We start from the raw sequence: 14,514 nt of genomic DNA, 5'->3' as shown, positions 1-14,514 counted from the left end.
ACCGCAGTCCTGGTCAGTCGACCGACGAACCACCCCGACGATCGATCACGGCCGCCAGATCGACGGATCCGATCATCCCGGCGTCGACGTTTCCGGTTCCTTCGCACAGCATTGTCGCGGCCCAGCGCAACGGCAGCAGACCATGCATCGCCGCAGCGCCGGCCACCTGACGCGCCGCGTCGTGCGCGCGCTCGGTCTGCCCCGCGCAGCTCAGTGCCGCCGCCAGTACGAGGTCCGTCTTGATGCGGTGTCGTAACGAATCGGCATCGTTGGCCAGAGCTGATGCGGATTCGGCGTGTCGGAGGGCTGTCGGCCCGTCACCGCGCATCATTGCCAGTTCCGCGGCCACCCATGCGGCCCGCAAGGCCGGACGCCACAGCTCCCCGCAGTCAGGCCCCTTCCGGTGCTCCTCGCCTCGAGCGAGGAGGGTCTGCGCCAAGCCGAACCGCCCGGTGCCCAACGCATCGGCGGCCAAACCGACGAGTGCGTCGCTGCGCGCCTCGGCCGTGGCCGTCGACCGCGCAGGCCCCGTCAACCCGATGAGAACGACTGCCGCGCCGTCGAAACGGCGAGCCCGTTCGTGTCGACCGACTTGGCGTAGCCATGAGGCTCTGGTCGATGCGTGCAACGATCCCAGCTCCGAGCTACCCGGCCGGTAGCGACGCAGCTCGACGTCTGCCGCGCTGTATCGACCTTGGCCGGCCAACGCCACACTGCGGTACCAGCTCTCGTACGGATCGGACGCCGCGGGGAGCGGGAATCGGCCCGGGGCGGAGCCGAAGGCGACGTCGAAAAGCGCGGAGGACCCTCCGCTGCGCGAGCTCAGCTCTGGTGGCACAACCCAAGGGTAGAGCCTTGCTCGAACGCCTCCGACCGATCGCCCGGACAACTGACTCTCGCTACCGGATGCGGTCCGGCGTTCCCGTCCGAATTGCAGTTATCAAGGAATTAACAATGTGAAAGAAGTCCGTCCAGGAAACGACGGTCTGAACATTGTGTGGCGAATAGGTTAAACGGCGTAGCGAACCGGCGAATCGTGTAGCGAAAAGTGTGCGGTCACCGCGTGATCCACCGACCCGAATCACGCCGGAAGCGAGACAGTCTTCGCGCAACTTCGTCCGTCACGCCCCCACCGGTGACGCCGATCGAACCGACCGCAGCGGACGGGTCGTTGGTACCACCACAACCCGCTGAGCAGCAGAAACCAAGATCGCTCGTCTCACGAAGTGGTAGTGCACCGCACCGAAATGCAGCGGTCACGCGGCGGCAGACCAGGTAAAGCCCCACCTATCGTCCCTCCTGTCGGCGAATTCTTCAACAGGAAGGACACGCACGCGGTGAGGTCCAAGTAAATATCGCGCGTGTTAATTCTTGGCCTCGTAACTATGCATTTGCCCACGATGGAGAACTATTGACTCGATTTCCTCGACGCACATAACGTTGTCGGCATTCGGATCACGAATCCGAGAAGCCACTTCACCCTAGGAGTTTCCATGCCGCAGCCGAATCACCTCCCTGGGCCGAACGCCGATATTTGGGATTGGCAGATGCACGGCCTCTGCCGTGGGGTCGACTCGTCCATGTTCTTCCACCCGGACGGCGAGCGGGGCCGCGCACGGGCGCAGCGCGAAATGCGAGCCAAGGAAATGTGCCGCAGCTGCCCCGTCCTCGCACAGTGCCGCACGCACGCACTCAACGTCAGCGAGCCGTACGGCATCTGGGGCGGGATGTCCGAAACCGAGCGAGAGCTCCATGCTCGTCACAACCGTCGCCGTATCGCGGTGTAATCAGCGCGCTCCTCACGACTGCAGACACAACGAAGCCCCCAACCCGACACGGGTTGGGGGCTTCGTCGTAGTACCGAACGTCAGTGAGCGTGACCGTGACCGGCAGCAGGCTCTACGGCCTCTTCCGGCTTCTCCACGATCGAGCTCTCGGTCGTCAGGATCATCCGTGCCACGGATGCGGCATTGACGACAGCGGAACGGGTCACCTTCACCGGATCGACGACGCCGTCTGCCAGCAGGTCGCCGTACGTCAAGGTCGCGGCGTTGAATCCGTGGCCCTTCGGCAACTCGGCGACCTTGCTGACAACGACGGAACCATCGATGCCGGCGTTGGTGGCGATCCAGAACAGCGGCGCGTTCAGCGCGTTGCGCACCACGGCGACACCGGTCGCTTCGTCGCCGGTCAGGCCCAGATCGTCGGCCAACGACAACGCTGCCTGTGTCAGACCGGAGCCGCCGCCGGGGACGATGCCCTCCTCGACGGCTGCCTTGGCTGCTGCCACTGCGTCGTCGACACGGAACTTGCGTTCCTTGAGCTCGGTCTCGGTGGCTGCGCCGACCTTGATGACGGCGATGCCGCCGGAGAGCTTCGCCAGACGCTCTTCGAGCTTCTCGCGATCCCACTCGGACTCGGTGTTCTCGATCTCGCGTCGCAACTGGCCGACGCGAGCATCGATGTCCTCCTGAGAACCGGCACCGTCGACGATGGTCGTGTCGTCCTTGGTGACGACCACGCGGCGGGCGCGCCCGAGGAGCTCGAGTCCGGCTTCCTTCAGGCTCAGACCGACATCGGCAGTGATGACCTGTCCGGCCGTCACGACGGCGAGGTCGTCCAGGAATGCCTTACGGCGGTCACCGAAGAACGGTGCCTTGACAGCAACGGCCTTGATGGTCTTGCGGATCGAGTTGACGACGAGCGTCGAAAGTACTTCGCCCTCGGTGTCCTCGGCGAGGATGAGCAACGGCTTGCCGCTCTCGGCCACCTTCTCCAGGAGGGGAAGGAAGTCCGGAAGCGAAGTGATCTTCTCGCGGTACAGCAGGACGTACGCATCTTCGAGAACGGCTTCCTGCGTATCGACATCGGTGACGAAGTACGGCGAGAGGTAGCCCTTGTCGAACTGCACGCCTTCGGTGACCGACAGTTCCGTGAGCAACGTCGAAGACTCTTCGACAGTGACGACGCCGTCGGCTCCGACGCGAGTGAGCGCCTCACCGACGAGTTCGCCGATCTCGGGATCGCGTGAGGACACGGTCGCGACCTGAGCGATGGCCTGCTTGCCCTCGACCGGAGTAGCGGCGGCGAGCAGAGCTTCGGCGACCTTGTCTGCGGCCTTGGAGATCCCGACACCCAGTGCGATCGGGTTCGCACCGGCAGCGATGTTCTTCAGTCCGCCCCGCACGAGAGCCTGCGCAAGGACGGTCGCGGTGGTGGTTCCATCTCCTGCGACGTCGTTGGTCTTGGTGGCGACACTCTTGACCAGCTGTGCGCCCAGATTTTCGAATGGATCCTCGAGGTCGATCTCACGAGCGATCGACACACCGTCGTTGGTGACGGTGGGTCCGCCGAAGGCCTTGGCCAGAACGACGTGACGTCCTCGCGGTCCGAGAGTGACCTTGACTGCGTCGGCAAGCTTGTCGACGCCGCGCTCGAGTGATCGGCGCGCTTCCTCGTTGAATTGGATTTGCTTTGCCATGTTTCGGTGTTACTCCTTCGAGTAAAGAAACTCGATCGAACGCACACCGCCCCGGGACCGACACGAGATCGGCTTCCGGGGCGGGGTGCGTTGTGGCCTACTTGGCGATGACTGCCAGCACGTCGCGTGCGGACAGAATCAAGTACTCCTCGCCGGCGTACTTGATCTCGGTGCCGCCGTACTTGCTGTAGATGACGGTGTCACCTTCTTTGACGTCGACCGGGATGCGGTTGCCCTTTTCAGTGACACGGCCTTCGCCGACGGCGACGACGGTGCCTTCCTGGGGCTTCTCCTTGGCTGTGTCGGGGATGACCAGACCGGAGGCGGTCGTCGTCTCGGCCTCGTTGGCCTGGACGAGGATCTTGTCCTCGAGCGGCTTGATTTTCACGCTCGCCACGTTGAGCCCTCCAAAGTTATGGGGTACGCGCCCGGGGTCGGATCCCCGGACAGCTGTGTGTAAGTACTTCTCGTGCGGTCCTGACAAACACGGCTCGAACTCGTTCCCGTCGTCGCGGGTGCCGGGACTCGCTCGATGCCAACTAGCACTCTATACACGAGAGTGCCAGCACTCAAGGGCTGGGTTCGCCAGATTCGGAACAGCGCCGATTCGGCCGGTCCGCTGAGGTAGGGCCACATCGGTTTCTCGGTATCGAATCAATCGATGAAGGAAGAATTCAGGACCCGAAACGCCCGAATTCCACCGCCTATTCCGATGCATTTCGCCCTGCGTTCGTTTTCGATGAAATACCAGGTAGAAGGACCTCAGCGCCTGCCCTATATCCAACGGTAAGGAATATAGCGTTCGCGTACGAGCGGCAAGTAACGTTACGATAACGGGGCTGTCCGAACGATAACGATCGACAGCATTGTCGCGACATGTGACGAGAGAACGGTCGAACCGGACAGGCAATCAGGGGCGGGAGGTGCACAATGCGGGTAGGAGTCGGAGTGTCCACCGGGTCCGAAGTCGTGTGCGCTGCCCTCGTCACTGTCGACTTCGACGGCAGTCGCACGGTGGAATACCGCACCGTTTCGGCCGATCGCCAAGCCAACGCCGATATGGGCGACCTCGTCACCTCCGCCATCGAACTCATGACATCGATGATTCCCGGACACAGGTCTCCCGACGCGATAGCCGTCACGTACCGCTCCGAGGACCACGCTGCAGAAATCCGCAGCGCATTCATGCACACCACACGCGAGGTCCGACTGGTGCCCGAGTCGGCAGCCGCCCTCGCGCACCTGACCACGACCGGCCTGGTCGACGGCTACGACTCGATCGCCCTGATCGACCTCGGAGCGTCCGGCCTGTCGGTCACTGTCACCGACCGAACCACCGGAACGGTGTCGGCGCAGGGCCGGTCCGACGTCGTCAGCGGCAACGCACTGGATTCGCTCGTCAAGAATCTCGTCCAGGACATGACCCGCGACAACCTTCGAGACGACATTCGAGACGACCGCGGAATCGGGTCGGCGCGCTACCGATCGATCAAGGAGCAGCTCACCCGCGAGGACGATGTCCGGATCGAGCGTTACACCGGACTACCACTGACTGTCACTCGAGATGCCTTCGATACAGCCGCGACACCGATCTTCGATACGGCAGCTCAGTTCGCTCGTGGGGTGTTCGGTGACAGTGCCGAGCAACCCGAGGCCATCGTCGTGATCGGCGGCGGAGCGCAGATCCCCCTGCTGGCCGCCACGCTCGGTGACCGGTTCCAGGTTCCGGTGATACGACTACCGGAGCCCGATGCCGTTCTGGCCGTCGGGGTGGCCACTGTCGCCGCTTCGTCGGACGCTTACGCCTACCGCCTCGTGCCGGCGACGCACACCACCGCACGCCGGGTGAGTCGATACTCCGGTGCCATCGCCGCCGCCGTCGTGGCGGGTGGGTTGGTGCTCGCCTACGGCGTGCAGACGATGACCCCTGCCGACGACCCCGGTGTCTCACCGGTCGGGAGTGTCGCGGAGTCCGCTGCCGACACAGCAACCGATGTCGATCTGCCTGTCGCAGAGGGTGTCGCGACCGGAAACCAGTCACCGACGCCGGGACGTACTACCGGGGAGCGTTCGGACGCACCCCCGACCTCGTTCGATTCCACCGGATCGTCGGCGCGGGTGACCTCCTCCGCCCCGCCGACCACCACGCCGACGCTGCGTCCGGCACCCGATCTGCCGTCGATCGAGTGGCCGATCGACCCCACATCGGTCGTTCCATCTCCCGGCGACAGGCCCGGACCCTCACTGGAACCGCCTCCCGCAGCAACCACGGTTCCTACCCCGCCATCCGAGCCGGAGAGTTCTCCGGAGCCCAGCGAGTCCGCCCCGATCAGCACCCAACCGACGCCCGAACCGACCCCCGAATCGACCCCCGAGTACACCCCGGTACCGACCGAGTCGATCAGCATTCCGACCACCGACACCGGCGCTTCGGCACCGACGCCGGAGCTGACTGCGCCGCCCACGGTGTGGTCTCCGCCGGTTTCGACGCCCGAGGAGTCGGGCCTGACCACCGCGCCACGCTCATCCACCGAGTCGATGACAGAGCCCGCGGGGTCCGTGACACAGACCCCTCAGCCGGGCACCTGACTGGTCGCGACCGACAGCCCGGGGTCGGTCACGGCGGTGAGCGCGGACGGCACAGCCCCGCCTGCGACGAGGTGGGCGCCCAGAGCTGCGATCATGACTCCGTTGTCCGTACACAGCCGCGGCTTCGGGATCCTCAATGTCAAACCTTGCTCGGTACAACGACTTTCGATCAACGATCGAATGCGCGAGTTGGCGGTCGCACCCCCGCCCAGGACGATCGTGTCGACATCGACGTCGGTTGCCGCACGAACGGCTTTCATCGTCAGTACATCGGCGACGGACTCCTGGAACGATGCAGCGATATCCGCCACCGGCACAGCATCTCCGGCGCGTTGCCTGGCCTCGACGAATCTGGCGACCGCGGTTTTGACTCCGGAGAACGAGAAGTCGTACCGGGCGTCGCGCGGGCCGGTCATTCCGCGGGGAAACGCGATTGCGGTCGGATCACCCAGCCGCGCAGCATTATCCAGAGCGGGTCCGCCCGGATACCCCAATCCGAGTAGTCTCGCCACCTTGTCGAAGGCCTCGCCCGCAGCGTCGTCGACCGTCGTACCGAGCTCGGCGATCGGCTTCGAGAGGTTGTCGACGTGCAGTAGATGCGTGTGTCCGCCGGACACCAACAGGGCAACACACGACGGCATAGGACCGTGTTCGAGCGTGTCGACCGCGACGTGTCCACCGAGATGGTTCACCGCATAGAAGGGCACACCCCAGGCTGCGGCATAGGCCTTGGCCGCAGCGACCCCGACCAGTAGTGCGCCGGCCAATCCCGGCCCGATCGTCACCGCGACGGCGTCGGGACGATCGATGTCCGCGGCCGCCAGCGCGCGCCGCATGGTCGGAACGATGGCTTCGAGGTGCGCCCGTGACGCCACCTCGGGCACCACTCCGCCGTAGCGCGCATGCTCGTCGACACTCGATGCCACCTCGTCCGCCAACAGCTCGCACTGTCCGTCGTTCCACCGGACGATTCCGACCCCGGTTTCGTCGCAGGAACTCTCGATACCCATGACGATCATCGGGCGGATCCTTCGGTTCGTACGGGCCGACGCATGGTGAAGGCGTCGGCTCCACTCGGCTGGTAGTACTTCGCTCTGGTGCCCACGATCTCGAATCCTTCGCGTCGATACAACTCGATGGCAGGCTCGTTGTCGGTGCGAACCTCGAGAAAGACCGGTCCTCCGTGCTCGTCGGCGGCGCGAAGCAATTCGCCGAGCAGCCGACCGCCGATACCGCGGCGATGATGAGTCGGGTCCACTCCTATGGTGTGCACCTCGGATTCACCGACCACGAACGCACCCCGACTCGGTTTGCCCAGCAGAGAGATGCCTGCATAGCCTACGACCTCACCGTCTTCCCGCGCGGTCACGTAATGATTGTGCGGTGCAGCGAGTTCCGCGATGAATGCATCCGCGGACCACGGGTCGTCGCCCTCGAAGAGAACGGTCTCGAGGTACGCGCACCGGGGAGCATCCTGCGCGGTCATGGGCTCGATCGACGCGGTCATTGCCGAGCCTTCGCTGCGGCGCGCTCGTCGAGCGTCTTGGCGTCGGGGCGGCGCAGGTACAGCGGGACGAGCGGACCCGGGGGGATTCCGCTCGCGATGTCGGCCACCGCAACCCGGAGCAGACCGGCCGGCGACGGTGCCTGAACATCGCGAACCGGAAGATCGAATTGCGCGGCGTGTGGAGCGGAACCGGCTATAGCATCGACACCGAGGTGGTCGAGTTCGGCGGGGGCGAGAACGTCGGGACCCGCGGTGCGCACTCCGGCTTCGTACCGTGCCCAATAGATTTCGCGACGACGTGCATCGGTCACCACCAGAAGGGATCCGGGCTCTGCGACATCGGCCGCGATGGCGTCGAGGCTGCAGACCCCGTGGACCGGTACGCCGAGTGCATCACCGAACGCGGCGGCCGTCGCCATGCCCACTCGCAGTCCGGTGTAGGGACCGGGGCCCACGCCTACGACGACGGCATCGAGATCGGCCGCGGTGATGTGGGCGTCGGTGAGACACTCCAGGATATTGGGCGTCAGGATCTCCGCGTGCGATCGCGCATCCACCCGAATTCGCGTGGCCAGAGTCTCGATCGGGTCACCGGCACCCTCCGCCAGGCGCACCACACCTGCGGTGACGGCGGGGGTCGAGGTGTCGACGGCAAGTACAAGCACGAGGGTTCAGGTTACGCGTCCGCGCGTTCGCGCACGCACTCCCGTGGTGCGCGCAAGTGCCGACTTCGCTACGACACTCCGCGCATGTCGGGGTCGGGTCCGGACAGCGGGACGGCCGGGGCACCGCCGATACGACGAGCGGTCACGCGTCGAACATCCGATTCCGGATCGCGCATCAACCGAACAGAGACGTGTCCGTCCGTCAGCTTCTCGACCAATCCCTCACCCCACTCGACCACGACCACCGCATCGGTGAGGTCGGTGTCGAGGTCCAGCGCATCGAGTTCGTCGAGGGCGGACTGTCCCGTCATTCCGAGCCGATAGGCATCGACGTGCACGAGCGCAACCGGCGGTAAACCGTGGGGACGCGGCCCGGGTCGATGCTCGCGGGCAATGACGAACGTAGGCGACGTCACCCGGCCCTGCACGCCGAGTCCTGCCGCAATACCCTTGGTCATTGCCGTCTTTCCTGCGCCCAACGGACCGTCGAGGATCACCAGATCGCCCGCCACCAGAACGTTCGCCAGCCGTGCGCCGAACTCGGCAGTATCTGCGGCAGTGGCCAACTCGGCGTCTGCCGGCAAGGCGAGCGGCACGTCAGACAACACCCCACCGCCGCTTTTTGCCCGAGGCTTCCGCCGCCCGGTCCACCAGTCGCAGTATCGCCCCGTTGACCTGCTCCGGAAACTCGAGTTGAACCAGATGTCCGCCCTGCCGGACGCGCACCATCTCCGATCGCGGGAGAGCCGCCGCCAACGCCTCGGAACTGGCGAACGGGATGATCCAATCCTCGTCGCCGCACACCACCGACACCGGGATGTTCTCGAATTCTGCAAGGGCCTCCGACTCGTCGTGCAGCTCCAGGGTCTCGAGGAAATTGACGATCGTGACGACGGATGTGTCGTCGATCATGGATTGGGAGAACGCCACCAGCCGTGGAGAAACCCGGGTCCCGTACGACGCCGCGCGCAGTATCGGTGAGATGAGAGCGCGCACGGCTCCGCGGCCGAACTGGACGAAACCGGGTGAGGTCCGAACAGCCAGGCGAAAGGCGTCGACTGCCGGATTCTGCAGACTGCGACCGACGCCGGATTGCGCCAGACCGGCCGCTGTCGTCGAAATGAGAACCGCGCCGATGACTCGTTGACGGAGCACGTCCGACCGTTGCCGCGCCATGGACAGAATCGACATGCCGCCCATCGAGTGACCGACGAGGACGATGCGCCCCTTGGGCACCACCGAGCGGATCACTGCGTCGAGATCGAGGCCGAGTTGGCCGATGGTGCAACTGTCCGGACTCGGCACCCCCGAGCGACCGTGACCGCGCTGGTCGTAGAAGACCATCCGCACCCTCGAACCCCACTGCTGTTCGAGTACACGACGTTGAAAGTGCCAGGAAGACGTGCGCAGACAGTAACCGTGCACGAAGATCACGGTCAGCTCGGCGTCACTCGGGCCGACTTCGCGCACCGCCAGGGGCACCCCGTCGTCGGCGGTGACGATACTGCCGCGGTCGGCGTTCATGAGATCGAGGTTCTCGGTGGCCAGCGGATCCTTGTTGGATCGAAACGCCGTCTCGCGCACCACGATTGCAATACTTTCCAGCAGTCCGAGCATGGTCTATTCCGTCGCCTCCCCTGAGCGCGCGCCGACGAACCGTCGTCGCACACGTCCACGAATGCCGGTGACGACCTCGTAGCTGATCGTGTCGAGCGCATCTGCCCAATCCTGGGCGTGCGCCTCTCCCCTGTCCCCTGGCCCGAACAGTAGTGCCTCGTCGCCGAGCGCGACACCCGAGCCGTCGCCGCCGAGGTCGATGACGAATTGGTCCATGCAGACTCTGCCCACTGACGGAAACCGCCGACCTGCGATCGTCACCTCGAACTGCCCGCTGAGTCGGCGCACCACACCGTCGGCGTATCCGAGAGCAATGAGTGCAACCACGGTGTCGGCCGGGGCGGTCCAGGTGTATCCATAGGACACGGACTCCCCTTCGCTCACCTTCTTGATGTTCGTCACCTGAGCCGACACGGTCATCACCGGGCGCAGGCCGAACTTCCCCAACTGCGGTACGGGCGACAAACCGTACAGGGCAATACCCGGACGGACCATGTCGAATCGAAGATCGGGTCTGGTCAACGTGGCAGCCGAGTTGGACAGATGAACGACGGCGGGAGGCGCGCCGCGTCGGGTGGCGCGATGCACGGCGTCACGAAGTCGGTCGGCCTGTGCGTCGTTGGCCGGGTGCTCCGGTTCGTCGGAGCAGGCCAGGTGCGAGAACATGCCGGTCAGGTGAACAACGCCCTCTGCGACGGCGGCCGCAGTCGCGTCGAGAACGACGTCGAGTTCTTCTTCCGCAACGCCGTTGCGATTGAGCCCGGTATCGATCTTGAGCGAGAGGTCGGCCGTGCGACCGACTCGACGAGCCGCTGCCACCACGGCGTCGAGCTGCGCGGCAGTGGACACCCCGATACCCACCTGGGCGGCGATCGCGGCGTCGTAATCGGAATCGGTTCGGTGCAACCACGCCAGCACCGGAACGCCGATCCCCGCGGCCCGCAGTTCGAGGGCCTCGCCGATGGTCGTGACGCCGAGTTCCTGCACTCCTGCTTCCACAGCTGCGTGTGCGACCTCGACGGCACCGTGGTTGTACCCGTCGGCCTTCAGCACCGCCATCACGGCAGCATCGCCTGCGAACTGGCGCAACAGACGAACGTTGTGGCCGACCGCGTCGAGGTCGACGGACGCCACCGCGCCCGAATCGATCCTCTCGTCACCACCGCCGTTACTCACAACATTCGATAGTGCCATCCGCGGCGGCAAAACGACGGATCAGGGTGCCACAACTCCTGACACACTCGGTGCCCGGAGTGGGGCTCGAACTATCCGGCTACCTCTGTGAGTGAGCGCACGGTACGGATGGCATCCGAGATGGACGCGCACAGCGGACTCGCCGAGACAGGTGCTGCGAACTCCCCGCCGGCACCGTGTGCAGCGTGGGCTGCGGCCAGCGCGTGCACCCGGGTCCCGCAGGCGGCCGCAGTGGAGGGAGCCATTCCCGACGCGAGCAAGGCTCCGAGGATGCCGGAGAGAACGTCACCGGATCCGGCGGTCGATGCGGCCGATCCCCCCGCGTCGCTGACGAAAGTGGTGCCGTCGGCATCGGCGATGACCGTCGCGCGTCCCTTGAGCAGCACCGTCACACCCCAGCGTGCGGCGAGATCGCGCACCGCTCCCACCCGATCCGGCCCCAGCTCCGATCCGGTCAACCGGGCGAATTCGCCTGCATGCGGGGTCAACAGAGTAGGCGCGGTCCGTCCGGTGGCCCAGTGGGGATGACGCGCGAGGATCGTCAACGCATCTGCATCGACGACGACCGGAAGGTCCGATTCCAGGACCCTGCGTACGACGCCCTCCGACTGCTCGCCGGTCCCGAAACCGGGACCGACCACCCACGCTTGCACTCTCCCAGCGGCGTCGAGATCGGGGGCGGTGACCACCTCGGGGCAGTGCGAAACCACCTCTGCACCAGCACTTCCCACATAGCGAACCATTCCGGAGGTGGCCGCCACCGCGGCTCGCACGCAGAGCAGTGCCGCACCGGGGTACGTGTCGCTTCCGGCCAGGATGCCCACGACACCCTGCGAATACTTGTCGTCCGTCGCTGTCGGAATCGGCCAGAGCTCCCCCACGTCGCGCGGCTCGAACGATCGGACTGCCGGATCCGTCAGCGTCAACCCGATGTCGATCGGTTCGATTCGGCCACAACGAGGTACGGCGAGAACGTGCACGGGCTTGCGGGCACCGAAGGTGACGGTCACATCGGCCGTCACCGCCGGTCCCGGTGCGGCACCGGTTTCGGCATCGACTCCGCTCGGAACGTCGACGGCCACGATGGGCGCGGTGATTCGCTCGACCACCGCAGCGGCATCGGGCCGTAGCGGACCTTTACCGGAAATCCCCACGATGGCGTCGACCACGATGTCGGCAGGTCCGCACTCGGTCACCACTCGACCGCCCGACGCACGCAGTGCTGCAAGCCCTTCCGGATGCGCACGCGCCGGGTCGAACAGGAGCGCAGACACCGAGACTCCCCGTCGACGCAAGTATGCCCCGGCCCACAGACCGTCGCCGCCGTTGTCGCCCGTGCCCACCAGAATTGTGACGCGCCGTCCCATCACGCCACCCGTACGCTCCGCGAGTTCGGCCGCCACGACGGCAGCCAATCCGTAGGCGGCGCGGCGCATGAGAACGCCGTTCGGCAGGGACTTCAGCAGCGGCACTTCGGCTTTGCGAATCTGCTCAGGTGTGTAGTAGCCGCGCATACCGAGGCCTACTCGACGGTGACGGACTTGGCCAGGTTGCGCGGCTTGTCCACGTCGTAGCCACGGGCCTGAGCAACCTCGGCCGCGAACACCTGCAGCGGGATCGTCGAGAGCAACGGTTGTAACAGCGTCGAGGCAGCCGGAATCTCGATCAAGTTGTCGGCGAAAGGCCGTACTGCCTCGTCACCTTCCTCCGCGATGACGACGGTGCGAGCACCGCGCGCCTGGATCTCACGAATGTTGCTCAGCATCTTCGAGTGCAGCACCGCGCGCCCCTTCGGCGAGGGCATCACGATGATCACCGGGACACCGTCCTCGATCAGTGCGATCGGGCCGTGCTTGAGCTCGCCCGCCGCGAAGCCCTCCGCATGCATGTACGCAAGCTCTTTGAGCTTGAGCGCGCCTTCGAGGGCAACGGGATATCCGACGTGTCGGCCGAGGAACAGGATGGTCGACGAAGTCGACAGCTCTCGCGCGAGCGCTCGGACCGGCTCGACCGTCTCGAGCACCCGTTGCACCAAATCGGGCATGGCTTCGAGTTCGGCGAACTCACGGGCAACCTCGTCGGGGTACTTCGTGCCGCGCGCCTGTGCCAGAGCGAGACCGACCAGGTAGTTCGCAGTCACCTGCGCGAGGAATGCCTTGGTCGACGCGACGCCGATCTCCGGACCCGCCCGGGTGTACAGGACGGCGTCGGCTTCGCGCGGAATCTGCGAGCCATTGGTGTTGCAGACGGCGAGGACTCGCGCCTTCTGATCCTTGGCGTGCCGCACGGCCTCGAGAGTGTCGGCGGTCTCCCCCGACTGCGAGATGGCGACGACCAGGGTCGATCGGTCCAAGACAGGGTCGCGATAGCGGAATTCGCTGGCCAGCTCCACTTCCACCGGCAGCCTGGTCCAGTGCTCGATCGCGTACTTGGCGAGCAGACCTGAGTGGTACGCGCTACCGCAGGCCACGACGAAGACTTTGTCGACGTCGCGCAGTTCCTGATCGGACAGCCGCTGCTCGTCGAGCACGATTCGACCGTTGTCGAAATGACCGAGCAACGTATCGGCCACGGCGGCCGGCTGTTCCTGGATCTCCTTGAGCATGAAGTAGTCGTGACCGCCCTTCTCGGCGGCCGCCAGATCCCAATCGATTCGGAACGGACGCCCCTGCGCCTCGTTGCCCTCGAAGTCACTGATCTCGTATCCGCCGGCGGTGATGACGACAACCTGATCCTGGCCGAGTTCGACGGCATCGCGCGTGTGCTCGATGAATGCGGCGACATCGGAACCGAGGAACATCTCGCCGTCTCCGACGCCCAACACCAATGGTGTGGACCGGCGCGCCGCGACGATCGTGTCGGCGTGATCGGAATGGGTGAACACCAGGGTGAACGCACCCTCGAGGCGGCGGAGTACTGCTTTCGCGCTGGCCACGAAATCACCCGCGGTCGAACCCTGCGCGTACGCGCGGGACACGAGATGGACCGCTACCTCGGTGTCGGTGTCGGACAGGAACTCGACACCGTCGGCTTCGAGCTCCGCACGCAGCGGACCGAAGTTCTCGATGATGCCGTTGTGTACCACCGCGACGGTTCCGGACGCGTCTCGATGCGGGTGAGCGTTGCGGTCTGTGGGACGGCCATGCGTCGCCCAGCGGGTGTGGCCCATGCCCGTTGTGCCGACGAACGTCTCCGTGCCGATGTCGTCCAGTTCGGCCTCGAGATTCGCCAAACGGCCGGCCTTGCGCTCGACGGCTGTCGAACCCGCGCCGTCGAGGATCGCGATTCCCGCAGAGTCGTAACCCCGATATTCCATACGCCGAAGCGCCTCGACCACCACACCCAGAGCTGGGCGGTGGCCGACATAACCCACGATTCCGCACATGGTGGTTCAGGGTACTCGGCAAGGCGCGGACGACCCATTCGCTCGGGTCGTCGTGTCCCCGTACGCGTCACCGGCC

The 14,514-nt window shown here is 65.4% G+C and carries 13 protein-coding genes; 2 read left to right on the top strand and 11 right to left on the bottom strand.

Annotated elements, in window-relative coordinates; all coding sequences use genetic code 11:
- Positions 1–13: 13 nt before the first annotated feature.
- A complete protein-coding gene (locus ACIGGF_RS14950; protein ID WP_397522044.1) occupies positions 14–838 on the bottom strand; it encodes a hypothetical protein in 825 nt (274 codons plus the stop codon).
- 655 nt (positions 839–1,493) lie between these two features.
- On the opposite strand from ACIGGF_RS14950, the gene ACIGGF_RS14945 reads away from it, so the two are divergent.
- Positions 1,494–1,787, top strand: a complete 294-nt coding sequence (locus ACIGGF_RS14945; RefSeq protein ID WP_027496361.1) for a WhiB family transcriptional regulator — start codon at positions 1,494–1,496, stop codon at positions 1,785–1,787.
- 80 nt (positions 1,788–1,867) lie between these two features.
- On the opposite strand, the gene groL is transcribed toward ACIGGF_RS14945, so the two are convergent.
- Both groL and groES read right to left on the bottom strand, forming a co-directional pair.
- Positions 1,868–3,481, bottom strand: a complete 1,614-nt coding sequence (gene groL, locus ACIGGF_RS14940) for a chaperonin GroEL (protein ID WP_397522043.1) — start codon at positions 3,479–3,481, stop codon at positions 1,868–1,870.
- Positions 3,482–3,578: 97 nt separating this feature from the next.
- Positions 3,579–3,878, bottom strand: a complete 300-nt coding sequence (gene groES / locus ACIGGF_RS14935) for a co-chaperone GroES (protein ID WP_008718149.1) — start codon at positions 3,876–3,878, stop codon at positions 3,579–3,581.
- Positions 3,879–4,429: 551 nt separating this feature from the next.
- Between groES and ACIGGF_RS14930 the strand changes: the two genes are divergently transcribed.
- The gene (locus tag ACIGGF_RS14930; protein ID WP_397522042.1) at positions 4,430–6,070 is read left to right on the top strand and encodes an Hsp70 family protein; all 1,641 of its coding nucleotides are present in this window, start codon (positions 4,430–4,432) and stop codon (positions 6,068–6,070) included.
- On the opposite strand, the gene tsaD is transcribed toward ACIGGF_RS14930, so the two are convergent.
- From tsaD to glmS, 8 genes are all read right to left on the bottom strand, one after another.
- The gene (gene tsaD, locus ACIGGF_RS14925; protein ID WP_397522041.1) at positions 6,055–7,089 is read right to left on the bottom strand and encodes a tRNA (adenosine(37)-N6)-threonylcarbamoyltransferase complex transferase subunit TsaD; all 1,035 of its coding nucleotides are present in this window, start codon (positions 7,087–7,089) and stop codon (positions 6,055–6,057) included. The two genes, ACIGGF_RS14930 and tsaD, sit on opposite strands and share 16 nt — an antisense overlap.
- The gene (gene rimI, locus ACIGGF_RS14920; protein ID WP_397522040.1) at positions 7,086–7,577 is read right to left on the bottom strand and encodes a ribosomal protein S18-alanine N-acetyltransferase; all 492 of its coding nucleotides are present in this window, start codon (positions 7,575–7,577) and stop codon (positions 7,086–7,088) included. The genes tsaD and rimI overlap by 4 nt, the downstream gene beginning before the upstream one ends.
- Complete coding sequence (tsaB, locus tag ACIGGF_RS14915; protein ID WP_397522039.1) at positions 7,574–8,242, bottom strand: tRNA (adenosine(37)-N6)-threonylcarbamoyltransferase complex dimerization subunit type 1 TsaB; 669 nt, start codon at positions 8,240–8,242, stop codon at positions 7,574–7,576. Before tsaB ends, rimI begins: the two co-directional genes overlap by 4 nt.
- 68 nt (positions 8,243–8,310) lie before the next feature.
- On the bottom strand, positions 8,311–8,847 hold the full coding sequence (gene tsaE / locus ACIGGF_RS14910; protein WP_397522038.1) for a tRNA (adenosine(37)-N6)-threonylcarbamoyltransferase complex ATPase subunit type 1 TsaE: 537 nt from the start codon (positions 8,845–8,847) through the stop codon (positions 8,311–8,313).
- A complete protein-coding gene (locus ACIGGF_RS14905; protein ID WP_397522037.1) occupies positions 8,840–9,859 on the bottom strand; it encodes an alpha/beta fold hydrolase in 1,020 nt (339 codons plus the stop codon). Before ACIGGF_RS14905 ends, tsaE begins: the two co-directional genes overlap by 8 nt.
- 3 nt (positions 9,860–9,862) lie before the next feature.
- The gene (gene alr, locus ACIGGF_RS14900; RefSeq protein ID WP_397522036.1) at positions 9,863–11,035 is read right to left on the bottom strand and encodes an alanine racemase; all 1,173 of its coding nucleotides are present in this window, start codon (positions 11,033–11,035) and stop codon (positions 9,863–9,865) included.
- A gap of 89 nt (positions 11,036–11,124) precedes the next feature.
- Positions 11,125–12,567 carry an NAD(P)H-hydrate dehydratase gene (locus tag ACIGGF_RS14895; RefSeq protein WP_397522035.1) on the bottom strand — a complete coding sequence of 481 codons (1,443 nt, stop codon included), beginning with the start codon at positions 12,565–12,567 and terminating at the stop codon, positions 11,125–11,127.
- Between the two features lie 8 nt (positions 12,568–12,575).
- Entirely contained in the window at positions 12,576–14,438 is a 1,863-nt protein-coding gene (gene glmS / locus ACIGGF_RS14890) for a glutamine--fructose-6-phosphate transaminase (isomerizing) (protein ID WP_397522034.1), read from the bottom strand.
- Positions 14,439–14,514: the final 76 nt, after the last annotated feature.

It is taken from the genome of Rhodococcus sp. NPDC078407 (assembly GCF_044542515.1).
Classification (GTDB): Bacteria; Actinomycetota; Actinomycetes; order Mycobacteriales; family Mycobacteriaceae; genus Rhodococcoides.
Note: the sequence above shows the minus strand (reverse complement) of the source record. Positions and strands in the feature narration are given on the sequence as shown.

What these genes read in the sequence shown, in the direction of transcription:
- ACIGGF_RS14905 (WP_397522037.1), bottom strand. Translation starts at nt 9,859, where the DNA reads ATGCTCGGACTGCTGGAAAGTATTGCAATCGTGGTGCGCGAGACGGCG.
- rimI (WP_397522040.1), bottom strand. Translation starts at nt 7,577, where the DNA reads ATGACCGCGTCGATCGAGCCCATGACCGCGCAGGATGCTCCCCGGTGC.
- ACIGGF_RS14945 (WP_027496361.1), top strand. Translation starts at nt 1,494, where the DNA reads ATGCCGCAGCCGAATCACCTCCCTGGGCCGAACGCCGATATTTGGGAT.
- groL (WP_397522043.1), bottom strand. Translation starts at nt 3,481, where the DNA reads ATGGCAAAGCAAATCCAATTCAACGAGGAAGCGCGCCGATCACTCGAG.
- ACIGGF_RS14895 (WP_397522035.1), bottom strand. Translation starts at nt 12,567, where the DNA reads ATGCGCGGCTACTACACACCTGAGCAGATTCGCAAAGCCGAAGTGCCG.
- glmS (WP_397522034.1), bottom strand. Translation starts at nt 14,438, where the DNA reads ATGTGCGGAATCGTGGGTTATGTCGGCCACCGCCCAGCTCTGGGTGTG.
- tsaD (WP_397522041.1), bottom strand. Translation starts at nt 7,089, where the DNA reads ATGATCGTCATGGGTATCGAGAGTTCCTGCGACGAAACCGGGGTCGGA.